The following is a 24,665-nucleotide window of genomic DNA, read 5'->3' as shown; positions in this document are numbered from 1 at the left end:
TCTAGAATCCAACTTTTGTTCCTTTTGCGATAACAACGATGCCCTCATCAGAAACATGGAAACGTTGTCTATCGAGTTCTAAATCTTCACCAATGATAGTACCTGGTGCTATTTCGACATTTTTATCAATAATCGCACGCTTAATTGTACATCCTTCACCAATTTTAACATCACCGAGGATCACGGATTCACTCACTAAAGTGTTGGCTCCAATGTTACTGCGGTAACCTAGTACCGATTTATAAATCTTCGCACCTTGAATGTAGCTTCCGCCGGAGATCAAGCTGTCGGTGATCTGTACTTTACGATCGTGTGAATCAACAAAGGTTGCAGGTGGCAACGGTGGATAATAAGTGTGGAGAGGCCAGCTACGGTTATACAACGAGAAATCGGCATCATGCTCTAATAGATCCATGTGCGCTGCCCAGTAGGCCTCAATCGTACCGACATCACGCCAGTAAGTTGTGTCTTTTTCGCCTTTGATTTTATTGGTTGAAAAATCATAGACATAAACCTCTCCTTCCGGGAAAAGTTTAGGAATAATATCTTTGCCAAAATCATGGCTGGAGTGATTATCTTCAGCATCACGACGCAGTTCTGCACAGAGTTTATCTGTATCGAATATGTAGTTACCCATAGAAACAAGTGCAAGGTCTGGGTGCCCAGGGATCGCTTTAGGGTTGCAAGGTTTTTCTTCAAAACCGACCATTTTTCCGGCTTCATCAACTTCAATCACACCAAACTGAGACGCTTCTTTCAGCGGCATTCTCAGCGCAGAAACGGTCAGTTTTGCGTCTACACGTTTATGGAAATCGAGCATCTGGCGGATATCCATTTTATAGATATGATCAGAGCCAAAAATACATACTTGGTCGGGGGTAGAGAGTTCAATAAAACGAATATTCTGGTAGATAGCATCCGCAGTACCTTCGTACCAGCGCTTGCCATCACGCATCTGTGCGGGGATTGAATCGATAAACCGATCAGTGATGCCCGAAAGGTTCCAGCCTTTCTTCATATGTAAATACAACGATTGTGATTTAAATTGTGTAAGCACGTAGATACGCATCAAATCCGCGTTTACAAAATTATTCAAAGCAAAATCGATTAAACGATAACTGCCACCAAATGGCACTGCAGGTTTACTACGAGATTCCGTTAAAGGCATCAAGCGCGAGCCTTCGCCACCAGCAAGGATCATTCCTAAAACACCAGCCATTTTAATTCTCCTTATTTCATTCTTATATTTGCATTCCATACCTTAATTTACAGGGGATGTATGGATGCTATCCTTATTGACCACTTGCAGTGGGCTGTATGAAACTCCCTCACCACCCTAAATGCAATCGGTTGTTTATACGTTATCGAATTAAAGAAATAATACAATTTTAAATACGCTGTTCTGACTTGTCTGAACCCTTTAGTTTGCTAACTCCTAACCTAGCTCACATTTACAGCTCGGTGTAACATATAAACATAACAATGTATTAACTAATCATTTTTATTCACTTTATTGATGCATTCTTAATTTTATATACACTCTCTTTTTATTAAAAATACAACGAATTTATGACGCTATGTTTACTAGGTTAAAGACATAAGTATTAATTAAACCAAATATTTTGATTTCAGTTATTAAGTAGCATGAGCTGATAGCAAGGTGCTGACAGAATAGATTAGTTTTATGAGAATGGTTCTTAACATCCGACAATACCTCGTATCGCTTGTGGATAGTTCATCATTACTGTCTTACTCGACAAATGTCAAAATATTGGCGATAAATTCACTATGAATTATATGAATAATTGAACTTGCTCAAACTCCAGCCAAAAAAAAGTAGCCCGAAGGCTACCTTTTCGCATTGATCACATTAAAGGCTATTTTTTAGCGTTTTTACGCTTATCGGTAATTTCCCACCGCCCATTATCGAACAACGCCGTCCAACCTGAGGGTTTACCCTCTATCTCAGTTCGTACATAGTGTTCTTTTGACTTACGACTAAAGCGTACAACCGCCGCCACACCATCAGGATCATGTGCAGGCGCATCAGCTAAGTATTGATACTTTGGTGCTAGGCGCTCTTTAAAACGAGCCAATTCTTCAACCAATGGCGCACGTGTCTCGCGAGATTTCGGGAAATTGCTCGCCGCAAGAAACAGGCCTGAAGCGCCATCACGCAGTACAAAATACGCATCCGAGTTTTCACAAGGCAATTCAGGGAAATGGATAGGATCTTCTTTTGGTGGAGCAACTTCGCCGCTTCTTAAGATCTTACGCGTATTTTTACAGTCATCGCTGGTGCAATCCATGTACTTACCAAAACGGCCATTTTTCAGTACCATGTTTGACCCACACTTGTCACACTCGACAACTGGGCCATCATAGCCTTTAACTTTAAACTCACCGAATTCTACAACGTAACCTTCGCAGTTCGGATTGTTCCCGCACACATGCATTTTACGTGTGTCATCGATTAGGTACGCATCCATCGCCGTTTCACAGATAGGACAACGCTTTTTAGCGCGCAGTGCAGCCGTTTCAACATCTTCTTCCAAGACATTGATGACGCCTTCTTCGTCACCTAGGTTAATGGTGGTTTTACAACGCTCTTTAGGTGGCAGTGCATAACCAGAACAACCGAGGAACACCCCTGTAGAGGCTGTACGAATTCCCATTGGACGTGAACATGTCGGACATTGAATGTCGGTCATCACGATGTGGTTGGGTTTCATACCACCTTGTTCTTCATCCAGTTCAGCCGTTTCTAAATCTGCAGTGAAATCTTTAAAGAAATCGTCCAAAACTCCTTTCCAATTTGCAGATCCTGCTGCAATTTGGTCCAGCTTTTCTTCCATTCGCGCGGTGAAGTCATAGTTCATCAAATCATTGAAGCTGTCATCCAGACGATCGGTGACGATTTCACCCATTTTCTCAGCATAAAAACGTCGCTGATCCACTTTCACATAGCCGCGATCTTGAATGGTAGAGATGATAGAAGCATACGTCGATGGTCGGCCTATACCACGCTTTTCAAGCTCTTTTACCAACGCAGCTTCCGTATAACGTGCCGGTGGCTTAGTGAAATGTTGTTTTGGATCTAACGTTTGCAATAACAACGTTTCGCCCACTTTCACTGGAGGTAAAATTTGGTCTTCATTCTTACCCATTGGCCGTTGAACTCGCGTCCAACCATCAAATTTAAGGATGCGACCTTTCGCCTTAAGGGTAAATTCTGCCGCTTTCACGCTCACAGTGGTCGAATCGTATTGAGCTGGCGTCATTTGGCAAGCAACAAACTGATTCCAGATTAGCGCGTATAGCTTATGAGCATCCGCTTCCATACCTTGTAAATCATCGGCTTTAACATCCACACTGGATGGACGAATCGCTTCGTGCGCTTCTTGAGCGCCCTGCTTACTTCCATAAGCTAACGGATTCTCAGGTAAGTAGGCTTGTCCAAACTCACTACCAATATAGCTGCGAACCGCTTCGACCGCTTCAGCACTTAAGTTGGTTGAATCGGTACGCATATAAGTGATGTAACCTGCCTCATACAAGCGCTGAGCTAGCATCATCGTTTTCTTAACTCCGTAACCCAAGCGAGTACTGGCTGCTTGCTGTAACGTCGAGGTGATAAAAGGAGCGGAAGGTTTACTGCTGGTTGGGCGGTCTTCACGTTTACACACTTCGTAAGAAGCTTTTTCTAAAATCGAAACCGCTGATTTAGCTTCCGCTTCGTTGACAGGCTTAAACGCTACATCATTTTTTTGCGCAACCAACAGACGGAAATCCGTTTTATCTTGCGTTTTCGTATCAGCATGGATATCCCAGAACTCTTCAGGGACAAACGCGTTAATTTCACGCTCACGCTCAACAAGTAATTTCACCGCCACCGATTGGACGCGACCCGCAGACAGGCCACGCGCCACTTTTTTCCAAAGTAATGGAGAGACCATAAAACCCACCACACGGTCCATGAAACGACGTGCTTGTTGGGCGTTTACACCGTCGATATTCAATTCACCCGGTGTTTGGAAGGCTTGTTGGATTGCATTTTTAGTAATTTCGTTAAATACAACTCGTTTGTATCGCTGTTCATCGCCACCGATGATCTCACGAAGGTGCCAAGCGATGGCCTCTCCTTCGCGGTCCAAATCGGTTGCGAGATAAATGCAGTCGGCATCTTTAGCAAGCTTTTGCAATTCCGCCACTACTTTTTCTTTACCCGGCAAAATTTGGTAATTCGCTTCCCAGCCGTGATAAGGGTCGATGCCCATCTTCTTAATTAACGAACTGCGGTCTTTCTCGCTTTTCAAGCGTGCTTTCTCTTCAGCGCTAAGGTTCTTTGAAGAAGAACTAGGCGTTGCTTTTTTAGCGGTACTTTGACCTGCGGTTGGAAGATCACGAACATGCCCTACGCTCGACTTAACAATAAAATCTTTACCAAGATATTTATTGATCGTTTTAGCCTTGGCTGGCGATTCCACTATAACGAGTGATTTACCCATAATTGACTCAAATGCCCTTAATCATTACGCGAAAGTAAATCGCATGACGTTCTAAATTATTGCTTCTTTTTTTACTATCGAGCCAGTTAACAAGAAGATCAACATGTTTTTTAAAAATAAAATTCAACCACGCAATAATTGGTCAAAATGCAACCAGAGCTCAGTGGCCTATTCTCCGCCAGCCTTCCAACCTAAATTGAAAAGTTTAAAATCGAGTCCTGTGGCGCTTGTGAGCTTGACTTTCATTGCTGCAGCACTCTACTAAACGTGCTTTGGCGCTCATACTAAAGTGAGTATTATCAGTTCGCGAAATAAATCCAATGAAATATGCCGTAAGTCACACATTCTCATTGCATAAAAAATCGGCTTTCTTGACTAAGCTTAGACGTGACTTCTCTCTTTGGTCAAAGCTTGAGAATCCACTCCATCGAATTTTGCGCCGAATTCTATTTGAAATCATTGAAATTACCTACCCTTTTACGGCACTATCCTCGCACATCTACTCATAGGACCGTAAAAGATGAGCGAAAAACAATCTATTACTGAATTTGATTTGTTACTTATTGCAAACCAAATCATTCAAGAACATGACGCTTATATCGTTGGCATGCGCGCCGATAGCGTTGAAGAAAAAGAGGATGTATTAGTTTTTAAAGGCAACTACTTTTTAGACGACAAGGGGCTGCCAACACCTAATACCACTGCGGTATTTAACATGTTCAAGTACCTTGCCTTGCATTTATCAAAGCAATTTACTCTCGTTCAATCGTAATTCTTGATGAAAAAAAGCCTCATTCGAGGCTTTTCATTATTGGGTTTAAACGCTCAATGCCTAGTGGCTTAGTTGCGCAAGCTGTTCAAAATAATCAGGAAACGTTTTCGAAGTACATTTAGGATCATTAATCGTCACTGCGGTATCGCTCAGTGCAACCAGCGAAAAACACATCGCCATTCGATGATCGTCATAAGTGTCGATTGCCGCATGCTGTAATGACGTTGGTGGTGTAATGATAATGTAATCATCCCCTTCCTCAACCTCTGCACCCACTTTACGCAGCTCCGTCGCCATTGCGGCTAAACGATCGGTTTCTTTAACACGCCAATTATATACGTTGCGAATGGCTGTGGTGCCTTTGGCAAATAATGCGGTCGTCGCAATGGTCATAGCCGCATCAGGAATGTGATTAAAATCGAGATCAACCGCATTAAGCTCTCCACGACGAGCGATGACATAATCATTCCCCCATTCGATGACTGCGCCCATTTTTTCTAGCGCATCGGCAAATTGAATATCTCCTTGGATACTGTTTTTACCAATACCAGTAACTTTTACTTCGCCACCTTTGATAGCCGCCGCCGCGAGGAAGTAAGAAGCAGAGGATGCATCTCCTTCCACCAAAAACTGCCCAGGAGAAACATACGATTGCCCAGCTGGGATCACAAATTGAGTGTAGTTATGGTTGATCACTTTTACACCAAACTGCGCCATGATGTGTAACGTGATGTCAATGTAGGGCTTTGAGACTAAGTCACCGACGATGTTGATCGTCATTTCACCATCAGACAGTGGCGCAGCCATTAAAAAGGCGGTCAAAAATTGACTCGAGATTGAACCGTCAATCGCCACGGTTCCAGCTTTAAGGCCGGTTGCCGTAATTTTTAACGGCGGGAAGTCTTCGTTTTCAAGGTACTCAATATCAGCGCCCGCTTCACGTAACGCCGTAACGAGATGACCGATTGGACGCTCTTTCATCCTCGGCTCACCAGTCAAAATGAATTCACCCTGTCCAAGAACTAATGCTGCCGCAAGTGGACGCATTGCCGTCCCTGCATTACCTAAAAACAGCTCAACGGATTGCTCGATGCTAAAAGGCCGACCCAAACCTTTTATCTCACACACCGTTTTGTCGTCTGACAAACGATACTCCACACCAAGTTTTTCTAGTGCGTTGAGCATGTGGCGAATGTCGTCACTGTCTAACAAGTTCGTTAGCTTAGTCGTACCACTTGCCAGAGCGGCAAGCAGTAGCGCTCGGTTTGAGACACTTTTGGAACCGGGTAAATTGACTTGCCCATTAATTTTTTTTATTGGTTGTAACGTGAGGCTTTCCATTCGAGTTGTGTTTCCTTGCATCTTCCAAAGAGCTCCTGTTTGCTCTGGGAAAATGAAAATTCTTCGTACTTGCAGCCTATCTAAAAATAAAAGCGAACTCCAGTACAAATATGGCCTGATAGTAATGATTGGCAAACTATTGAAAAATCCCTACTATCCTCATTCCGTGGCCTTATCTTGATGGTTAACCCAGATCGGATCGAACATGACTATTTACCTTCCTCAACTTGCGCTTGATGATTTCTCTTTTCCTTCCGCTGATGAGGCGCTAGAAGAGCCAAATGGACTGCTCGCGTTTGGTGGGGATTTACAACCAGAACGTATTTATAATGCTTATCGACACGGAATTTTTCCTTGGTATGGCCCACAAGAGCCTATTCTTTGGTGGAGCCCCGCTCCACGAGCTGTGTTTAACCCACAAACTTTTTCTCCAGCTAAAAGCGTTAAAAAATTCCAGCGAAAACATCAATATAAAATAAGCCTTAACCATGCAACTAAAGAGGTAATTACAAGTTGCGCCAACGTAAGACCCGCAGATCAAACTTGGCTAAATGAAGAGATGCGCAGCGCCTACCTCGCCCTTGCGGCTTCTGGCCTTTGTCATTCGGTTGAGGTGTGGCAGGAAGATAAATTGATCGGCGGGCTCTATGGCATACAAATGGGCCAAATGTTTTGCGGTGAGTCGATGTTTAGTATCAAAGCCAATGCATCAAAAATTGCGCTTTGGTATTTTTGCCAGCATTTTCAATCACACGGTGGACAGTTGATTGATTGTCAGGTGATGAATCCGCATCTGGCATCATTGGGAGCTTTCGAATTAGAGCGCGACGATTTTCTCAAATCCTTGCTATCTTTTAGAGATAGCTCTGTCGATGAGCGCTGCTTTACACCCCAGTGGATCACCTTGCCTAATGAAGGATAACCATGAGCTCAGATTTACAGCAAATACGCATCGGTTTAACCAATAACCACCCTTGTAGCTATTTAAAAGATAGGCAAGAACGTGTCGCTGTGACTTTAGACTCCGCCATGCAATCGCCTGAGAATTATGAAATTCTACTCGCAAATGGTTTTCGACGCAGTGGGGATACCATTTACAAACCTCACTGTGACAATTGCAACTCCTGCCAAGCATTGCGTGTTTTTGTTGACCAAGTCAAGCTATCAACCAGCCAAAAGCGATTACTCAAAAAGGCACACGCTTTTCAGTGGCAGCTGAAACCGACCATGGATTCGGGTTGGTTTGCACTCTATGCCCGCTATATTGAAGCGCGACATAAAGAGGGCAGCATGTACCCTCCCAACGAGCAGGAGTTTGAAACCTTTTCCGCTTGTCGTTGGCTAGATACTCAATACCTGCATATTTATCAAAACGGACAACTGGTCGCGATTGCGGTGACGGATATTTTACAAAACAGTGCCAGCGCCTTTTATACCTTTTATGATCCAGAGTCAGATCTGTCACTCGGGACACTTGGCGTTTTATTTCAACTGCAATATTGCCAAGCCACACAGAAACAATGGTTATATTTGGGTTATCAAATTGATGAATGCCCAGCAATGAACTACAAAGTACGCTTTGAGCGCCATCAAAAGCTAGTAAATCAACGTTGGCAAGGGTAGAATACGCCCCAACTTTACATATTTATCTTTTAGCGGCAGAATGCGTCCGTTAAAAATCGCCAAGTTTCTAAAGAGGATTAAATGGCTAAAGAAGACGTAATTGAGATGCAAGGCACTGTCCTTGATACTCTTCCAAACACAATGTTCCGTGTTGAGCTAGAAAACGGCCACGTAGTAACAGCTCACATCTCTGGTAAAATGCGTAAGAACTACATTCGTATTCTTACTGGTGACAAAGTAACTGTAGAGATGACTCCATACGACCTAACTAAAGGCCGCATCGTCTTCCGTGCTCGTTAATCTCTGATTTTCGAACGCAACAAAAAACGGAGCTAAATGCTCCGTTTTTTGTTACTTATAGAACTGGATTAAATGCAATGCATAGAAGAAAGCACGCCTCAGCGTGCTTTTGTTATTAGGTGATAAGCATCGGGATTACCGATTAGTGAACCGCTTCTTCACGAGAACCAATGTACTTAAACTTAAGCTCTTCACCATCTAAATCCACTTTCACTGTGCCACCATCGACCAACGAGCCAAACAACAACTCATTCGCTAATGGCTTTTTCAGCTTATCCTGAATCACACGGCCCATCGGACGAGCGCCCATCTCAATATCGTAGCCTTTCACAGCAAGCCAATGACGAGCATCCTCAGAAACCTCTAACGATACACCTCTCGCATCGAGTTGAGCTTGTAGTTCAACAATAAACTTATCAACCACTTGATGGATTACACGCTCATCCAAACGATTAAACCAGATGATGTTATCTAAACGGTTACGAAACTCGGGTGTGAATACTTTCTTAATCTCTGACATCGCATCAAAACTATTGTCTTGTTGGATAAGACCAATCGATTTTTTCACTGTCTCTGCAACACCTGCGTTGGTTGTCATCACCAAAATGATGTTACGGAAATCCGCTTTTCGTCCATTGTTATCCGTTAAAGTGCCGTTATCCATGACTTGAAGTAACAAGTTAAAAATATCAGGGTGCGCTTTCTCAATCTCATCAAGTAGCACCACTGAATGTGGATGTTTAATCACAGCATCTGTTAGCAAGCCACCTTGGTCATACCCAACATAACCAGGAGGAGCACCAATTAAACGACTCACCGAGTGACGTTCACCATACTCAGACATATCAAAACGCAGCAGCTCAATGCCAAGTAGCTTCGATAACTGCACTGTCACTTCTGTTTTACCCACGCCTGTTGGCCCTGCAAACAAGAATGAGCCCACCGGTTTATTGTCGGCACCTAAGCCAGCGCGTGAGAGTTTGATCGCCTCACTCAATACATCGATAGCGTCATCTTGTCCAAATACCAACATTTTCATTTTTCTATCAAGGTGCTGCAAAATGTCTTTATCGGAAGAAGAGACCGATTTTTCTGGAATACGCGCCATTTTAGCAACCATCGCTTCAATATCGGCCACTCCAACGGTTTTCTTGCGACGACTTGCAGGTGCCAACCTTGAACGTGCTCCCGCTTCATCAATCACATCAATCGCTTTATCAGGCAAATGACGTTCATTGATGTATTTTGCAGAAAGCTCTACGGCCGCACGTAACGCTTTATTGGTGTAACGTACATCATGGTGCGCCTCGTATTTTGTTTTCAGGCCCATAAGTATTTTAGTGGTGTCATCCAACGATGGCTCGACCACATCGATTTTTTGAAAACGGCGAGCCAGCGCGCGCTCTTTTTCAAAGATGTTGTTGTACTCTTGATAAGTCGTTGAGCCGATGCAGCGCAATTTACCGCTGCTAAGCAGAGGTTTGATTAAGTTAGCCGCATCCACCTGACCACCAGAAGCGGCACCCGCACCGATGATGGTATGAATTTCATCAATAAATAGAATCGCGTCCTGCTCTTTTTCAAGCTGTTTCAAAATGGTTTTAAAACGCTTTTCAAAATCGCCACGATACTTAGTTCCAGCGAGTAATGAGCCAATATCCAGTGAATAAATAACACTATTTTGAATTATTTCAGGCACTTGGCCTTCCACAATACGCCACGCCAGCCCTTCCGCAATCGCCGTTTTACCGACTCCCGCTTCTCCCACTAACAGCGGATTATTTTTACGGCGACGACACAACACTTGAATGGTTCGTTCTAGCTCTTTATCACGCCCAATTAGCGGATCAATCAACCCTTGCTTTGCCAATTGGTTGAGGTTGCTGGCAAAGCTTTCCAAACGTTCATCAGAACTGACTTCATCAGCTGATTCGCTGCTAAAAGAGTCGGAAGAGGCTGAATTATCACTTGCGCTGGAAGCTTTAGTGATGCCGTGTGAAATGTAGTTGACGATATCTAAGCGACTGATGTCATTTTTTTTCAGTAGGTAAGCCGCGTGTGACTCCTGCTCACTAAAGATTGCAACCAGTACATTCGCCCCTGTGACTTCATTGCGGCCAGAGGATTGCACATGAAATACAGCACGTTGCAGCACACGTTGAAAACTCAATGTAGGTTGCGTTTCACGTGTTTCGTCACTTTCAGGAATAAGAGGTGTGGTTTGATCAATAAAAATATCAAGCTCTTGGCGTAAGGCATCCAAATCCGCTTGGCAGGCTAATAAGGCCTCTCTGGCTGCATCATTTTCTAATAACGCAAGTAGGAGGTGCTCGACGGTCATGAATTCATGTCTTTTGTCTCGCGCTCGAGCGAACGCGCCGTTTAGACTCGACTCTAGTTCTTTATTAAGCATAAGTACCTCCTTAAGGAACCACTTTGTTGCTCCAGCAAGCGACTACGCTTGCTCCATAGTACAAAGCAGTGGATGCTCATTTTCCCTTGAGTACAAAGTAACTTGAGCTACTTTGGTCTCTGCAATCTCAGCACTGAACGTGCCACAAATTGCTTTCCCTTCATAATGCACCTTGAGCATTATCTGTGTTGCTTTGTCGATATCCATCGAGAAAAATCGCTCAAGGATTTCAATCACAAACTCCATCGGCGTGTAGTCATCGTTATTGAGAACTACGTTGTACATCGCTGGTGGTTTAATTGCTGTCTTCTCTTTCTCCAGAAGATCTGAGTCTGGAGTCACCCATTCAAAATGTTTACTCATGATGACCGTATTTAGAGTGCTTCTCTACCTAGTGGAACCGTGTGCCTCTCAGTAACCATTGTGTCGTTGGAATCTATTAATGTTATTAGTGCTACCGACACAGTTGAAAAACAACCCTTACTTAGAGACTAATGCAGCAATTGTATCGCTGCAAATAAAACATTGCTATTCCGAACTATCAACGGCGTAGTTGATTAAAAAGAAAACAAAAGCAACTGCTTTCTTTAACTATTTCATTCTTAACGCCCTATTTAATCGTTACAACAATGTAAACCTGAAAAGTGATTTATTTGCAAATATGTCGAGTATCATACCTTTTGCCTATTGACTGCGCCGAATCATTGACTACATTGGTCAATTAGTGACTAAAAATTTGGCAGCGGCTGAATTGATATTCACATTCGGGTAACGTTTTTAGGATAAGTTTCTCGATAACAACATCAGTAACTAAAATGCAATGAGGGATGTAAAGCATGGCTACAGGTACAGTAAAATGGTTTAACAACGCCAAAGGATTTGGGTTTATTTGTCCAGAAGGTGAGGATACCGATATTTTTGCTCACTATTCAACCATTCAAATGGAAGGCTACCGCACACTCAAAGCGGGCCAACAAGTTTCCTACGAGATTGAACAGGGGCCGAAAGGTTATCACGCTAGCGCTGTTGTTCCAATCGAAGGTCAACTTGCAAAATAATCGCTGCCAAACGTGTATTTGATGAAAAACCCGCCGAACTGGCGGGTTTTTTTATTGCTTAGAGGTGAATAACTGAAGGTTAAGCGCCAATGATCGCGTTCAAGGTTTGGCTTGGACGCATTAGTGCTGATGCTTTTTCAAACACTGGCGCATAGTAACCACCCAAATCACCCGGAGTACCTTGTGCCTGATTCAGCTCAGAGACGATAACCTGTTCATTTTCTTGTAGCTGCTTCGCAATCGGTGCGAATTCCGCCGCTAAATCAGCATCCGCCGTCTGCTCTGCTAAGGCCTCAGCCCAATAGGTTGCAAGATAGTAGTGACTGCCACGGTTATCAAGCTCACCAACTCTGCGCGATGGTGATTTATTGAGATCAAGGAACTTACCTGTGGCTTTATCAAGCGCATCGGCTAGTACTTTCGCTTTCGCATTTCCAGTGACAACACTCAAATGTTCCAAAGACGCCGCCAGCGCCAAAAATTCGCCTAACGAATCCCAACGCAAGTGGTTTTCTTTCTCAACCTGCTGAACGTGTTTTGGCGCAGAGCCACCAGCACCTGTTTCAAACAAGCCACCGCCATTCATCAAGGGAACAATCGACAACATTTTAGCCGAAGTACCGAGCTCAAGAATGGGGAATAGATCCGTGAGGTAATCACGCAGTACGTTACCCGTAACTGAGATGGTATCTTTACCCGCTTTGAGACGCTCAAGTGTGAACAGAGTCGCTTCAACGGGTGATAGGATCTGAATATCTAAGCCAGCCGTATCATGATCAGCAAGGTAGACGTTGACTTTTTTGATCAATTCACGGTCATGCGCACGCTGATCGTCTAACCAGAAAATCGCAGGAACACCAGTAGCTCTGGCACGAGTCACGGCAAGTTTCACCCAGTCTTGGATCGGTGCATCTTTCACTTGGCACATGCGGAAAATATCACCAGCTTCAACAGCTTGCTCTAGCAATACTTTGCCGGAGGTATCCACAACACGTACCGAACCCGCTGCATCGAGGATAAAGGTTTTATCGTGCGATCCATATTCTTCAGCTTTTTGCGCCATAAGGCCCACGTTTGGCACACTGCCCATCGTGGTGGGATCAAATGCACCGTGCTTTTTACAAAAATCAATCACCGCTTGATAAACGCAAGCGTAGCAGCGATCTGGGATCAGTGCTTTGGTGTCTTGTTGCTTGCCATCTGGCCCCCACATTTGACCAGAAGCGCGCAGCATTGCTGGCATTGACGCATCAACAATGATATCGCTCGGGACATGTAGGTTAGTAATACCTCGGTCAGAATCGACCATAGCAAGCGGTGGTTGCGTGTTATAAACCGCTTGAATCGCGGCTTCAATTTCTTCTTTTTGTGCTTGTGGCAATGCTTGAATTTTCGCGTAAACATCGCCTAGGCCATTGTTGACATCAACACCTAATGAGTCAAACAACGCGCCATACTTCGCAAATACGTCTTTGTAGTACACTTTAACGGCATGGCCGAAAATGACTGGGTCAGACACTTTCATCATGGTTGCTTTCATGTGCAAGGAAAGCAGCACATCTTGCTGTTTCGCTGCTGCGATTTGTTGCTCGAAAAACTCAACTAACGCTTTTTTGCTTAAAACTGAAGCATCGATAATTTCTTTATCAAGCAGCGCAAACTCTTTCTTTAAGACTTTAGTCGAGCCATCATGGCCGACAAACTCAATTTTGACCTTAGTGTCACCTTCAATGGTGACTGACTTTTCTGTTCCATAGAAATCTTTGTCTTGCATGCTGGCAACATGTGAACGGGATTGCGGTGACCATGCGCCCATTGAATGTGGGTTTTTCTTCGCATAATTCTTGACTGATAATGGTGCGCGGCGATCGGAGTTTCCTTCACGCAACACTGGGTTAACCGCACTGCCTTTGATTTTATCGTAAGTCGCTTTAATCGCTTCTTCTTCGTAGGTACTTGGTTCTTCAGGATAATTTGGTAGGTCGTAACCTTTTTCCTGCAACTCTTTAATCGCGGCTTTCAATTGTGGGACCGATGCAGAAACGTTAGGCAGTTTAATAATATTCGCTTCTGGTTTGGTCGCCAGTTCACCTAATTCGGCAAGCGCATCACTTACACGTTGATTTTCTTTTAAATGTTCTGGGAAGCTGGCAAGGATACGCGCAGCCAGTGAAATATCGCGGGTTTCAACGCTAATGCCTGACGAGGCGGTAAAGGATTGGATAATCGGCAATAAAGAATAAGTGGCCAGTGCTGGTGCTTCATCTGTGATGGTATAAATAATTGTAGGTTTTTCTGTAGGCATGAAAAATTTCCCTATTTGTTCTAGCAGCACCATTGGATGAAACAGCGCTGTGTGATTGTCCGTGTCAAGTGGGTTAGCATCCTCGCGACTTGAACACGATAGCGTCACTCTTTCAAAAACTGAATCGAATGTCGTTGAGCGTTATCCGATTTTAGTCATTGAGTGAAAATACGTATACACCCAAACCCTTTATTGATACTGAATCCAAATAGCATGGGTTGGGTATAATTAAACAAAACTAGGATAATAGTCTATTATCTTGTGCGTCAATCCTGTTTCTGGGCGCGCAAATCATAGCTTAAATCCAAAGTTCAGAAAACTTTCAAACACACTTCATTTACATTTTTGCAAGGTAGTTAACATGTCATCCCGCTTGCGTCGTGATTCTTCATCAGTATCAAAACCCTCTGGCTCTTCTCATTTTAAACGGCGCGATCCACATCAGCGTTCAACCGCCCGTTCCTCTTCATCTGCAGAAGAGGTAAAAAAACGAGTATCACTTGCTGATCGAAAAGTCATCATCTTTAATAAGCCTTTTGATACGCTAAGCCAGTTTACCGATGGTGATGGGCGCAAAACTCTCGCTGATTTTATTCCCGTAAAAGAGGTGTATGCCGCAGGTCGCTTGGACAGAGACAGCGAAGGTTTGATGGTGCTCACCAATGACGGCATCTTGCAAGCAAGACTAACGCAGCCGCAGTCAAAATTACCAAAAACGTATTGGGTTCAAGTAGAAGGAGAACCCGCTCAAAACGATTTAGATAAATTGCGCCAAGGTGTAGAGCTAAAAGATGGCATGACGCTGCCTGCCAAGGTTGAGATTTTGCAACCGCCTACCTTGTGGGAACGTAATCCACCGGTTCGTTTTCGCGCACAAATCCCAACCACATGGCTTGCGATTACCATTACTGAAGGTAAAAACCGGCAAGTACGACGTATGACAGCGCATATTGGCTTTCCAACACTGCGCTTAGTGCGCTACGCGATGGGCGACATTGTTTTAGGCGATCTACAACCCGGTGAGTGGAAAGAAATTACCCTCTAACACCGCTCTCAAAAAACGGAAGCCTCTTTAATTTAAGAGGCTTCACTGTGTTTATTTATGGCGTTCTTTAAGCTTATCAATCACATCACTCAACGCTAATCCTTGGTCTTGCAATAGCACCAATAAGTGATAAATCAAATCAGCAGACTCACACACTAACTCCGCCTTATCGCCCGACGTCGCCGCAAGCGCAACTTCAACGCCCTCTTCACCCACTTTCTGCGAAATACGCTTTGTTCCACGGGCATAAAGGCTAGCGGTGTAAGAGGAATCAGGGTCGGCACTCTTGCGGGCAGCCAATAGCTGCTCAAGCTGATGAAGCCACACCATTTGAGACTCTTCTTGTGCATCGTTATCCCAACAGGTTGTGGTTCCAGTATGGCACGTTGGCCCAATGGGATTCACTTTGACCAATAAAGTGTCGTTATCACAATCGAGCGCCATGTTTTTCAACTGTAACACATGACCAGAGGTCTCTCCTTTGGTCCAAAGGCGCTGTTTGCTGCGAGAAAAGAACGTCACTTGGCCTGTTTGCGCGGTTTTTTGCAACGCATCTTGGTTCATGTAACCCATCATAAGCACTTGACTTGATTGAAAATCTTGCACTATCGCCGGAACAAGGCCATCAACTTTGTTCCAATCAATACGCTCAGAAAGTGCAGCCGCACTCGATACTTGAAAACTCATCGTCTTACCTCTACACCTTCTGCTTGTAAATATTGTTTTAATTCGCCGATATTGATGATCTGCTTGTGAAAAACCGATGCCGCCAACGCGCCATCGACATGAGCTTGTTGGTAAGCTTGCGCAAAGTGCTCCATCGTTCCCGCCCCGCCAGAAGCGATAAGTGGCACGCGACACACAGCACGTACCTTCTGGAGTTGCTGTAGATCATAACCATTACGCACGCCGTCTTGGTTCATCATATTCAATACGATTTCACCCGCACCACGTTTTTGTACCTCTTGTACCCAATCGCAAGTTTGCCACTGTGTTGCTTTGGTGCGCGTCTCATCTCCAGTAAATTGATAGACCTGATACTGACCCGTTTCTTGATCGAAGTAAGAGTCAATGCCGACCACAATACATTGCACGCCAAATTTATCCGCCAAGTCAGTAATCAACTGTGGGTTAGCGAGTGCTGGAGAGTTAATGGAGACTTTATCTGCACCAAATTCTAAAATTCGCGCAGCATCTTCGGCAGATTTAATACCGCCCGCGACGCAAAATGGAATATCAATCACTGCCGCGACACGCGCAACCCAACTTTTATCCACCACTCGGCCATCACTCGACGCGGTAATGTCGTAAAACACCAATTCATCCGCGCCCTCTTCGGCGTAGCGTTTTGCAAGCGGTACGATATCACCAATGATTTCGTGATTGCGAAACTGCACCCCTTTCACTACTTGTCCATCGCGGACATCCAAACAAGGAATTATGCGTTTTGCCAACATTCGAATGCCTCCTGAGCGGTGAACTTACCATCTAATAAGGCACGACCGACAATCACGCCTGCGACGCCACTGCCTGTTAAAGCTTTGATGTCCGCTAAGCTACCGATACCACCTGAGGATTGAAACTGTACTTGTGGGTACTGTTTGCATAAATCGATATACAACTCAACGTTAGAACCGGCTAGTGTGCCATCGCGCGAAATATCAGTGCACAATACGTGCGTCAAACCGACCGTTAGGTAATCATCAATCAAGGCTTCTATCGTTACACCTGAATCTTCTTGCCAACCTGAAATGGCCACTTTACGTGTGCCGTCTTGATCAATGTTGATGTCGAGCGCTAGCATAATTTTTTCTGCGCCATACTTTTCCATCCATCCTTTGACTAATTCAGGCTGTTTTACGGCCGTAGAACCGACAACCACGCGCTGCGCACCCGCATTTAATAAATCCACCACATCTTGCTCACTACGCACACCGCCACCAATTTGAATATTGGCAGGGGTACTGGCAAGCAGTTTGGCAATCAGATCAAGCTGTCGGGCTGAGGTATCTTTTGCACCCGTTAAATCGACAAGGTGCAACCAGTTAGCTCCAGCCTGATGATAGAGGCGAAACTGCTCTGCAGGATCCACTTTGTATTCGGTAACTTGACCATAATCGCCTTGAAATAAGCGAACCACTTGGCCATCAATTAAATCTAATGCTGGAATAATCATTGCTAATTCCCTTTTATAATTCCAAGAAGTTCTTGATCAGTGCTGAGCCTGCTTTGGATGAGCGCTCTGGGTGAAATTGGACACCATAGTAATTACCGCTTTGCAGCGCCGCGGTGAAAGGCTTACCGTATTCACATTCGGCAATCGTGTATTCACCGACGGGCATGGCGTAGCTATGGACAAAATAGAAATATTCGCCTTGCTCAATGCCTTTAAACAGAGGATGGCCGCTTTCGGCATTGACCGTGTTCCAACCCATATGTGGCAGTGGTAAATCGCCTGTATCCATCAGGCGAACCTCGCCGTCACATAACCCCAAGCATTCAACAATGTCATTAGCTTGATCGTTAGCTTGCTGTCCTTTTTCTTCTGACAGCTGACCTAACAGTTGCATGCCTAAGCAGATGCCGAGCAGTGGCTTTTCAACCTGTTTCACCAGCGTGATTAAATCGCGCTGTTGCAGATTTTTCATCGCCTCACTTGCCGTACCGACACCGGGTAAAAACAGCTTATCTGCCGTCAACACCACATCAGGATCTTTTGAAATAATGACTGGGTAACCCAAGCGTTCGATGGCAAATTTCACGGAAGAAACATTAGCGCAGCCTGTATCAATGATGACGACCTTTTGCGGCTGGCGGCTGTTATCACTCATCGCTTCGCGGACTGACGACATTACAGTACTCCTTTGCTGCTAGGTAGTTCATTGCCTTCCACTTTAATGGCTTGGCGCAATGTGCGGCCAAAAGCCTTAAACAAACTTTCAATAATATGGTGATCATTCTCGCCATTGGATGAGAGATGTAGCGTACAGGCCAAAGTGTCGGTTAATGAACGGAAGAAGTGATATACCATTTCAGTGGAGAGATCGCCCACTTGCTCACGTGTAAAGGTGGCCTCAAATTTCAGATAAGGGCGACCCGATAGATCGAGCGCGCATTGTGCTAAACACTCATCCATCGGCAACGAAAAACCAAAACGACCAATGCCACGCTTATCGCCTAATGCCTCTTTTAAGGCTTGCCCGAGTGCTAATGCCGTATCTTCAATGGTGTGGTGATCATCAATGTGCAGATCACCATTGACGCTCAACTTCAATTGAAAACCACCATGGGTTGCGATTTGGTCAAGCATGTGGTCAAAAAAACCTAACCCCGTTGTAATCTGATTACCACCCGTTTCATCCAAATTGACCGCAACTTTAATGTCGGTCTCTTTAGTGGTTCTTACCACTTCGGCGCTGCGCGCTTTCACGGTTAAGTCTTTAACTATTTCACGCCATCCCATACTTTTCGGATGATATTGAATACCACGGATCGCCATATTTTCAGCCAGTTGCAGGTCGGTCATTCGATCGCCAATCACCACTGATTGCTGAAAATCGACTTTGCCTCCTTGCAGATACTCTTTAACCATCCCCAGTTTGGGTTTGCGGCAAGAGCAATTATCTTTTTCAAAGTGCGGGCAAATCAGCACATCATCAAAGATCACTCCTTGGGACTGAAAAATGTCCATCATCATCGCATGAGGGGCATCGAAATCCGCTTGAGGATAGCTATCCGTCCCCAGCCCATCTTGGTTGGTGACCATTACCAGCCGATAACCCGCAGCCTGCAAAGCCAGTAGGCTTGGGATCACATACGGCTCTAGTTTCAGTTTGTCTAAACGATCAACTTGGAAATCGACCGGAGGCTCAACAATTAAGGTTCCGTCACGATCAATAAAGAGAATTTTTTGCTGTTTGCTCACTGGAATATCCTTTTCTATTGGCCAGTAACGTCACTTAAACGACTGGCTCTTATTCATTTTGGGCTATTTATGGTGCTCGATTACTGATAATAATTGCGAATAAAAGCGAGTGTTTTTTCACACTCTTCGCGATTACCGATACTGATCCTCACGCAATTTTCAATCGGAGAATTGCGTAAAATGATGCCGTGATCCCAAGCGGCTTTAAACAGCGCATCACCATCGGGAAATTTCACTAATAGGTAGTTTCCCCACCCTTCAAACACAGTTAAATTGGGCATCATATACAGCCCTGCTTGTAAGTAAGCACGGTTTGCATTGAGATCCAACACTTGAAATTTGGTACGAGCCAGCCCAGCTTCCGATAACGCTTGCACGGCAATGTCTGCTATCGGAATTGGAACGGGATAAGGTGCAATTACCTTCTGCAGCACATCAATCAGCTCTTTATTGGCCAAGGTAAAACCGCAGCGCAAACCGGCAAGCGCAAACGCTTTAGATAAGGTGCGTAAAATCGCCAAATTCGGGTATTGCGCTAATAAATCAACGGTTGAGGCTTCTGGACAAAAATCAATGTAGGCTTCATCCATCACGACAATAGCGCGGTCTTTAGTCATTTCCAGCAAAGCAATAATATCTTGGCGCTTAACCAAATTGCCGGTTGGATTATTAGGACTACAAATGAAGATCAACTTCACGCTGTCCAAATTGGCACGAATGGCTGACAGGTCGAGCTGCCAATCCGCCGTTAATGGCACAACTTTACGCTCGACACCGAACGTTTCAGCGCTAATCGCGTACATACCATAAGTCGGTGGACAGTATAAAATAGCGTCTTGATTGGGCTCACAAAATGCGCGGATCAAAAGTTCAATCCCTTCATCGGCACCACGTGAGGTCAACACCTGCTCTGGCTGTACCTTGGCATAAGCCGCATACGCATCGATCATAGCTTTGGGTTGGCAATCACTGTAACGGTTCAAACGCACAAAATCGGTTTTGTACTCATTATTGAATGGCGATTCGTTGGCATTGAGCCACACATCACCACTGCCGCCAATACGGCGAGCCGATAAGTAAGGTTTCAGTGCTTGAATTTGCTTACGAGCCAGTTTTTCCATTATTTTTTCGCCTTTTGCAATTTTTCGACTCGAATGGTGACCGCACGTTTGTGTGCATCCAATCCTTCAGCTTCTGCCATTGTGACCACGGTTGGCGCTAACCCTTGTAAGCCCTCTGCACTGAGCTCTTGCACCGTCATGCGCTTACTAAAATCGGCCAAACCAAGGCTAGAATAAGTACGCGTGTAACCGTATGTTGGCAAAACGTGGTTGGTACCCGAAGCGTAGTCACCGGCTGATTCTGGTGACCACTCACCTAAGAAAATTGAGCCGGCGTTATCAAGTAACGGCAACAGCTCACGAGGGTTCCGCGTTTGCACAATTAAGTGCTCAGGACCGTAGTAGTTCGAGATAGAAACCGCTTGGGTCAAAGACTCAGCGATGATAATCAAACTAGAAGCCAAGGCCTTTTCTGCAATGGCGGCGCGAGATAAGCTTTTTAGCTGCTTTTGCACTGCATCTGTTACTTGATCGGCAATCACCGCTGAAGGGGTCACTAACACAACTTGTGAATCAGGTCCGTGCTCAGCTTGGCTAAGCAGATCAGCCGCGATAAAATCGGCATCAGCCGTATCATCAGCAATCACCAACACTTCCGAAGGACCCGCTGGCATATCAATCGCTGCACCGCGAAAATCATTACTCACTTGACGTTTTGCTTCTGTCACGTAGGCATTACCGGGGCCGAAGATTTTGTCTACTTTAGCAACGGATTTAGTCCCATAAGCCATTGCTGCAACCGCTTGACCACCACCAATGTTGTACACCTCATCAATGTTACACAGCTTGGCCACGTAGAGGATTTCGTCCGCAATCGGTGGCGGTGAGCAGAGCACCACTTTACGACACCCTGCAATTTGTGCAGGAACACCCAACATTAATACGGTAGAAGGTAAAGGCGCACTGCCTCCGGGAATGTACAAACCCACCGTATTAATTGGACGCGTCACTTGTTCACACACCACTCCCGGCTGCGTTTCCACTTTGATCGGTTGCAGCTTTTGTGCTTTATGGAACTTAGTAATGTTCTCATAAGCTTGTTGAAGCGCTTGTTTCATCTTGTCAGAAAGACGCTCACACGCCGCATCAATCTCACCACTTGAAACGCGAATTGAATCCGGTTTCACGCGGTCAAATTTTTCAGTTAACTCAATTAACGCTTGGTCACCTTGCGCTTTCACCTGCGCAATCACGGCGCTCACGGCAGCAGTGACATTGGCTCCTTCAGTAATGGCCGGGCGTTCTAAAATTGAATCTTGCTGAGTTTCACTCAACGATTGCCAAACGACAGTTCTCATCGCCGTTACTCCATCATTTTATCGATAGGTAAAACCAAAATAGAACTCGCCCCTAATGCTTTTAGGCGCTCCATGGTTTCCCAAAATAGGTTCTCGGTACTGACCACATGTACTGCAACACGATTTTTCTCCGCCGATAAAGGCAGCACTGTTGGGTCTTCCGCTCCCGGAAGTAAGTCTTTAATCGCTTCTAATTGATCAACCGGAGCATGCAGCATGATGTATTTGGACTCTTTGGCTTGAATCACGCCTTGCATACGCGTCAATAAACGAGCAATCAATGCCTGCTTATCTTCACTGAATTCACCTTGACGCTGAATGAGTGTTGCTTTGGATTGGAAGATAACTTCAGCCTCTTTGAGACCATTCGCTTCTAATGTTGCGCCGGTAGAAACAAGGTCAGCAATCGCATCAGCTAAGCCAGCTCGTGGCGCAACCTCAACAGAGCCTGTGAGCACACAAGTGCTAAAATCAATGCCCTTTTCATCCATGTACGCTTTGAGTAGCTGCGGATAAGTTGTGGCGATGCGTTTACCCGCCAAATCTTGAGGACCGTTGTATTGCTGATCTTTATTGATCGCGATGGATAAGCGGCAACCACCAAAATCAAGACGGCGCAGTGAAACAAACTCACTTTTCTTATTTTGCGACAAGCGTTCTAAACGCACCTCTTCCAGTTCATTCTCACCAATGAAACCGAGATCAACCACACCGTCCATCACCAGCCCGGGTATGTCGTCATCACGCACTAGCAGTAGGTCGATCGGCATATTGAGAGAGTGAACGACAAGACGCTCACCCATGATATTGAATTTCACGCCGCATTTTTTAAGTAAGTCTTGGCACTCTGAGCTCAAGCGGCCTTTCTTCTGGATGGCAATTCTTAGGCGTTGTGTTTGCATGACAATTTCCCTGTGCAATGTATTGAATGTATTTGGAATTGAGTTAAAGCAAAATGAAAAAACCCTCGGGAGATTTGCGTTCTCCCGAGGGTTTTAATCTAAATGCTTTGACTTAACCACCGGGAGTTTCCTGCCTCCCGGGTATGCGTACATCTCCCCGAAAGATTATTTAGGGTGATGGTGATGATGAATGTTCATTACAAAATTACGCATACTTATCAGCTCTTATTGGTTTGCTGTCTTGACTCCACACTAACCAAGCTGATGTTCTTTTTCAACTAAAAATTTTGCTTTTTTAAAATCTTTTTTCGCCGTCGTGCACCAGTAATAAAAAAGGGAAACTTTCGTTTCCCTTTTATCAACTCTATTTAACCAAAATACGGCTACAACGTCTCGCAATGTGTCATTTTTGATTTCGCCATAGCGGCCATAATCATGCACACAATGATAAATGCAACAGAGGCACAAGCCAACGAGATCAGCACTGACGCTGTCATGCCTAAAACAACAAAACCGACACTCGAAACCAAGGCCGTAGCCAGTGCATACGGCAATTGTGTCGCAACGTGATCGATATGGTTACAACGCGCGCCTGTCGACGATAAAATGGTGGTGTCAGAAATAGGAGAACAGTGGTCACCAAAAACGGAACCAGCGAGCACCGCGCTCAGCATCGGGAGTATTAGAGCGATATCGGTCGCCGCGGCCATATCTCCAGCAATGGGCAACATGATGCCAAACGTTCCCCAAGAAGTGCCGGTTGAAAACGCCATCACACCCGATAGTAAGAATAAGATGACCGGTAGCCAATGCGGATCAATATTACCTTGAACCAAAGATGACATATACGCACCGGTTTTCATGTCCCCAATAACAGAGCCAATTGTCCACGCAAAAATCAGGATCAAAATCGCACCAAACATCGATTTAGCACCGATCCACAATGTATTACTGATGTCATTTATTGGCAGCTTTTGCTTAAACACAGTAAACAGAGCCATCGCCAAGCCAACTAGCCCGCCGTAAATCAATGAAGCGCCGACATTGGTGTTTTCAAACGCACCCAGTAGATCAAATGCTTTACCGTCTGCGGCTAAAGATTGACCACCCGTAAATAACATGGCTGAAATCGTTGCAATGATGAGTAATACGATAGGCAAAACCAGATCCAACACTTTGCCATGTTCGCTCTCTTTGATATCAAGCTCTTCATTTAACTCATGTGCGTCTTGGCTATCGTTTTCATTTGCGTCGTCAAATCCACGGCCTTGGGAGGCATTAATTTCATGCTGGCGCATTTGACCAATATCTAATTGGAACCACACCACCGCAAACACCATCAGTAATGCAAAAATGGCATAAAAATTCATTGGTACTAAACGCATGTACGCGCCCAATGCCGAATATTCGGTAATCCCGTGAGAAACGAGAATACCGCCAATAATCGTCATAATGTACGCGCCCCAGCTAGAAGCTGGCATCACAACGCACATTGGTGCTGCAGTTGAATCAAGGATATAGGCAAGTTTAGCGCGAGATACATAAAAGCGGTCAGTCACAGGACGAGAAATAGAACCTACGGCTAAACTGTTAAAATAATCATCAACGAAAATAAACACACCCAAAAATGCCGCCAGCAGTTTTGAGCCACGTTTACTTTTTACGCGGACTTGTGCCCATTCTGCAAAAGCACGAGTACCGCCAGACAAAGTTAATAGCGCGGTCATCATACCTAATAAAAGCAAAAACCCGACGATACTCATATTCCAAGTGTTAATGCCGCCATCAGCAACAAAGACGCTTGATACCTTAGTAGCAACATAACTGAATGCACTACCAAAAGAATAATCCGCGAGTAATACCGCGCCTAATACAATACCGACACCTAATGAAACAAGTACTCTGCGTGTAAGAACAGCCAAACTTAATGCTACCAGAGGCGGTAACAGCGACAGAGGAGATGATGCAAAATCGATTAAATTCATGATCTTCAAAAACCAGTAAGTAAATGGTTAGAGATCTACTGCAGACAAATTACGAGCTAAGATAACCAC

General features: G+C 44.8%; 21 protein-coding genes and 1 other annotated feature. Of the genes, 6 read left to right on the top strand and 15 right to left on the bottom strand.

The genetic code is table 11. The features are described 5' to 3' along the window. Position 1: 1 nt before the first annotated feature. Together glgC and topA are read right to left on the bottom strand one after the other, a co-directional pair. Positions 2 to 1,219, bottom strand: a complete 1,218-nt coding sequence (gene glgC, locus AACQ79_RS12230; RefSeq protein ID WP_017043916.1) for a glucose-1-phosphate adenylyltransferase — start codon at positions 1,217 to 1,219, stop codon at positions 2 to 4. A gap of 658 nt (positions 1,220 to 1,877) precedes the next feature. Beyond that, positions 1,878 to 4,508 carry a type I DNA topoisomerase gene (gene topA / locus AACQ79_RS12225; protein WP_094165742.1) on the bottom strand — a complete coding sequence of 877 codons (2,631 nt, stop codon included), beginning with the start codon at positions 4,506 to 4,508 and terminating at the stop codon, positions 1,878 to 1,880. 520 nt (positions 4,509 to 5,028) lie between these two features. Here topA and AACQ79_RS12220 point away from each other — a divergent pair. Then, entirely contained in the window at positions 5,029 to 5,280 is a 252-nt protein-coding gene (locus AACQ79_RS12220; RefSeq protein ID WP_013857082.1) for a YciN family protein, read from the top strand. Between the two features lie 60 nt (positions 5,281 to 5,340). Here AACQ79_RS12220 and aroA read toward each other — a convergent pair whose 3' ends face one another. Next, positions 5,341 to 6,621: a 3-phosphoshikimate 1-carboxyvinyltransferase gene (gene aroA / locus AACQ79_RS12215; RefSeq protein WP_029189739.1), complete on the bottom strand. Its 1,281-nt coding sequence runs from the start codon at positions 6,619 to 6,621 to the stop codon at positions 5,341 to 5,343. Positions 6,622 to 6,826: 205 nt separating this feature from the next. Between aroA and aat the strand changes: the two genes are divergently transcribed. From aat to infA, 3 genes are all read left to right on the top strand, one after another. Further along, positions 6,827 to 7,543, top strand: a complete 717-nt coding sequence (gene aat, locus AACQ79_RS12210) for a leucyl/phenylalanyl-tRNA--protein transferase (RefSeq protein WP_094163491.1) — start codon at positions 6,827 to 6,829, stop codon at positions 7,541 to 7,543. 2 nt (positions 7,544 to 7,545) lie between these two features. Then, positions 7,546 to 8,244, top strand: coding sequence for an arginyltransferase (locus AACQ79_RS12205; RefSeq protein ID WP_013857085.1), 699 nt, complete (start codon positions 7,546 to 7,548; stop codon positions 8,242 to 8,244). 81 nt (positions 8,245 to 8,325) lie between these two features. Next, complete coding sequence (infA, locus tag AACQ79_RS12200; protein ID WP_006075347.1) at positions 8,326 to 8,544, top strand: translation initiation factor IF-1; 219 nt, start codon at positions 8,326 to 8,328, stop codon at positions 8,542 to 8,544. 142 nt (positions 8,545 to 8,686) lie between these two features. Here infA and clpA read toward each other — a convergent pair whose 3' ends face one another. Beyond that, the gene (gene clpA / locus AACQ79_RS12195; protein WP_013857086.1) at positions 8,687 to 10,957 is read right to left on the bottom strand and encodes an ATP-dependent Clp protease ATP-binding subunit ClpA; all 2,271 of its coding nucleotides are present in this window, start codon (positions 10,955 to 10,957) and stop codon (positions 8,687 to 8,689) included. 42 nt (positions 10,958 to 10,999) lie between these two features. Then, complete coding sequence (gene clpS / locus AACQ79_RS12190) at positions 11,000 to 11,320, bottom strand: ATP-dependent Clp protease adapter ClpS (RefSeq protein ID WP_010319243.1); 321 nt, start codon at positions 11,318 to 11,320, stop codon at positions 11,000 to 11,002. 473 nt (positions 11,321 to 11,793) lie between these two features. Between clpS and cspD the strand changes: the two genes are divergently transcribed. Continuing rightward, positions 11,794 to 12,015 (top strand): cold shock domain-containing protein CspD, encoded by a 222-nt coding sequence (gene cspD / locus AACQ79_RS12185; RefSeq protein WP_013857087.1) that lies wholly within the window; start codon positions 11,794 to 11,796, stop codon positions 12,013 to 12,015. A gap of 79 nt (positions 12,016 to 12,094) precedes the next feature. Here the strand turns inward: cspD and AACQ79_RS12180 are convergent, their stop codons facing one another. Continuing rightward, the gene (locus tag AACQ79_RS12180; protein WP_170899157.1) at positions 12,095 to 14,320 is read right to left on the bottom strand and encodes an NADP-dependent isocitrate dehydrogenase; all 2,226 of its coding nucleotides are present in this window, start codon (positions 14,318 to 14,320) and stop codon (positions 12,095 to 12,097) included. 361 nt (positions 14,321 to 14,681) lie between these two features. On the opposite strand from AACQ79_RS12180, the gene AACQ79_RS12175 reads away from it, so the two are divergent. After that, entirely contained in the window at positions 14,682 to 15,365 is a 684-nt protein-coding gene (locus tag AACQ79_RS12175; RefSeq protein WP_206208096.1) for a pseudouridine synthase, read from the top strand. A gap of 51 nt (positions 15,366 to 15,416) precedes the next feature. Here AACQ79_RS12175 and hisIE read toward each other — a convergent pair whose 3' ends face one another. From hisIE to AACQ79_RS12130, 9 genes are all read right to left on the bottom strand, one after another. Then, positions 15,417 to 16,052, bottom strand: a complete 636-nt coding sequence (gene hisIE / locus AACQ79_RS12170; RefSeq protein WP_013857090.1) for a bifunctional phosphoribosyl-AMP cyclohydrolase/phosphoribosyl-ATP diphosphatase HisIE — start codon at positions 16,050 to 16,052, stop codon at positions 15,417 to 15,419. After that, positions 16,049 to 16,822, bottom strand: coding sequence for an imidazole glycerol phosphate synthase subunit HisF (hisF, locus tag AACQ79_RS12165; protein ID WP_017044649.1), 774 nt, complete (start codon positions 16,820 to 16,822; stop codon positions 16,049 to 16,051). Before hisF ends, hisIE begins: the two co-directional genes overlap by 4 nt. Then, positions 16,804 to 17,541 carry a 1-(5-phosphoribosyl)-5-[(5-phosphoribosylamino)methylideneamino]imidazole-4-carboxamide isomerase gene (gene hisA, locus AACQ79_RS12160; RefSeq protein ID WP_170899156.1) on the bottom strand — a complete coding sequence of 246 codons (738 nt, stop codon included), beginning with the start codon at positions 17,539 to 17,541 and terminating at the stop codon, positions 16,804 to 16,806. Before hisA ends, hisF begins: the two co-directional genes overlap by 19 nt. 13 nt (positions 17,542 to 17,554) lie before the next feature. Further along, on the bottom strand, positions 17,555 to 18,217 hold the full coding sequence (gene hisH / locus AACQ79_RS12155) for an imidazole glycerol phosphate synthase subunit HisH (RefSeq protein ID WP_170899155.1): 663 nt from the start codon (positions 18,215 to 18,217) through the stop codon (positions 17,555 to 17,557). Further along, the gene (gene hisB / locus AACQ79_RS12150) at positions 18,217 to 19,290 is read right to left on the bottom strand and encodes a bifunctional histidinol-phosphatase/imidazoleglycerol-phosphate dehydratase HisB (RefSeq protein WP_094124047.1); all 1,074 of its coding nucleotides are present in this window, start codon (positions 19,288 to 19,290) and stop codon (positions 18,217 to 18,219) included. The genes hisH and hisB overlap by 1 nt, the downstream gene beginning before the upstream one ends. A gap of 80 nt (positions 19,291 to 19,370) precedes the next feature. Then, positions 19,371 to 20,411 (bottom strand): histidinol-phosphate transaminase, encoded by a 1,041-nt coding sequence (gene hisC, locus AACQ79_RS12145; protein ID WP_170899154.1) that lies wholly within the window; start codon positions 20,409 to 20,411, stop codon positions 19,371 to 19,373. Further along, entirely contained in the window at positions 20,411 to 21,709 is a 1,299-nt protein-coding gene (gene hisD, locus AACQ79_RS12140; protein WP_064624995.1) for a histidinol dehydrogenase, read from the bottom strand. The genes hisC and hisD overlap by 1 nt, the downstream gene beginning before the upstream one ends. Positions 21,710 to 21,714: 5 nt before the next feature. Next, positions 21,715 to 22,611: an ATP phosphoribosyltransferase gene (hisG, locus tag AACQ79_RS12135; RefSeq protein ID WP_026027608.1), complete on the bottom strand. Its 897-nt coding sequence runs from the start codon at positions 22,609 to 22,611 to the stop codon at positions 21,715 to 21,717. A 53-nt stretch (positions 22,612 to 22,664) separates the two neighbouring features. After that, positions 22,665 to 22,801: a sequence feature (His leader region), on the bottom strand. Between the two features lie 193 nt (positions 22,802 to 22,994). Beyond that, the gene (locus AACQ79_RS12130; RefSeq protein WP_088732249.1) at positions 22,995 to 24,596 is read right to left on the bottom strand and encodes a Na+/H+ antiporter NhaC family protein; all 1,602 of its coding nucleotides are present in this window, start codon (positions 24,594 to 24,596) and stop codon (positions 22,995 to 22,997) included. Between the last annotated feature and the right edge of the window lie 69 nt (positions 24,597 to 24,665).

Source organism: Vibrio sp. 3-2(1) (assembly GCF_963887575.1).
Classification (GTDB): domain Bacteria; phylum Pseudomonadota; class Gammaproteobacteria; order Enterobacterales; family Vibrionaceae; genus Vibrio; species Vibrio anguillarum.
This window is presented reverse-complemented; position numbering and strand designations above follow the sequence as displayed.

Bases quoted from the DNA above. Each gene is read 5' to 3' on its own strand.
- clpS (WP_010319243.1), bottom strand. From the start codon at position 11,320: ATGAGTAAACATTTTGAATGGGTGACTCCAGACTCAGATCTTCTGGAG.
- AACQ79_RS12205 (WP_013857085.1), top strand. From the start codon at position 7,546: ATGAGCTCAGATTTACAGCAAATACGCATCGGTTTAACCAATAACCAC.
- aroA (WP_029189739.1), bottom strand. From the start codon at position 6,621: ATGGAAAGCCTCACGTTACAACCAATAAAAAAAATTAATGGGCAAGTC.
- hisD (WP_064624995.1), bottom strand. From the start codon at position 21,709: ATGAGAACTGTCGTTTGGCAATCGTTGAGTGAAACTCAGCAAGATTCA.
- hisF (WP_017044649.1), bottom strand. From the start codon at position 16,822: ATGTTGGCAAAACGCATAATTCCTTGTTTGGATGTCCGCGATGGACAA.
- topA (WP_094165742.1), bottom strand. From the start codon at position 4,508: ATGGGTAAATCACTCGTTATAGTGGAATCGCCAGCCAAGGCTAAAACG.
- AACQ79_RS12220 (WP_013857082.1), top strand. From the start codon at position 5,029: ATGAGCGAAAAACAATCTATTACTGAATTTGATTTGTTACTTATTGCA.
- AACQ79_RS12130 (WP_088732249.1), bottom strand. From the start codon at position 24,596: ATGAATTTAATCGATTTTGCATCATCTCCTCTGTCGCTGTTACCGCCT.
- hisIE (WP_013857090.1), bottom strand. From the start codon at position 16,052: ATGAGTTTTCAAGTATCGAGTGCGGCTGCACTTTCTGAGCGTATTGAT.
- cspD (WP_013857087.1), top strand. From the start codon at position 11,794: ATGGCTACAGGTACAGTAAAATGGTTTAACAACGCCAAAGGATTTGGG.
- hisC (WP_170899154.1), bottom strand. From the start codon at position 20,411: ATGGAAAAACTGGCTCGTAAGCAAATTCAAGCACTGAAACCTTACTTA.
- AACQ79_RS12175 (WP_206208096.1), top strand. From the start codon at position 14,682: ATGTCATCCCGCTTGCGTCGTGATTCTTCATCAGTATCAAAACCCTCT.
- hisA (WP_170899156.1), bottom strand. From the start codon at position 17,541: ATGATTATTCCAGCATTAGATTTAATTGATGGCCAAGTGGTTCGCTTA.
- glgC (WP_017043916.1), bottom strand. From the start codon at position 1,219: ATGGCTGGTGTTTTAGGAATGATCCTTGCTGGTGGCGAAGGCTCGCGC.
- AACQ79_RS12180 (WP_170899157.1), bottom strand. From the start codon at position 14,320: ATGCCTACAGAAAAACCTACAATTATTTATACCATCACAGATGAAGCA.
- hisH (WP_170899155.1), bottom strand. From the start codon at position 18,217: ATGTCGTCAGTCCGCGAAGCGATGAGTGATAACAGCCGCCAGCCGCAA.
- infA (WP_006075347.1), top strand. From the start codon at position 8,326: ATGGCTAAAGAAGACGTAATTGAGATGCAAGGCACTGTCCTTGATACT.
- hisG (WP_026027608.1), bottom strand. From the start codon at position 22,611: ATGCAAACACAACGCCTAAGAATTGCCATCCAGAAGAAAGGCCGCTTG.
- clpA (WP_013857086.1), bottom strand. From the start codon at position 10,957: ATGCTTAATAAAGAACTAGAGTCGAGTCTAAACGGCGCGTTCGCTCGA.
- aat (WP_094163491.1), top strand. From the start codon at position 6,827: ATGACTATTTACCTTCCTCAACTTGCGCTTGATGATTTCTCTTTTCCT.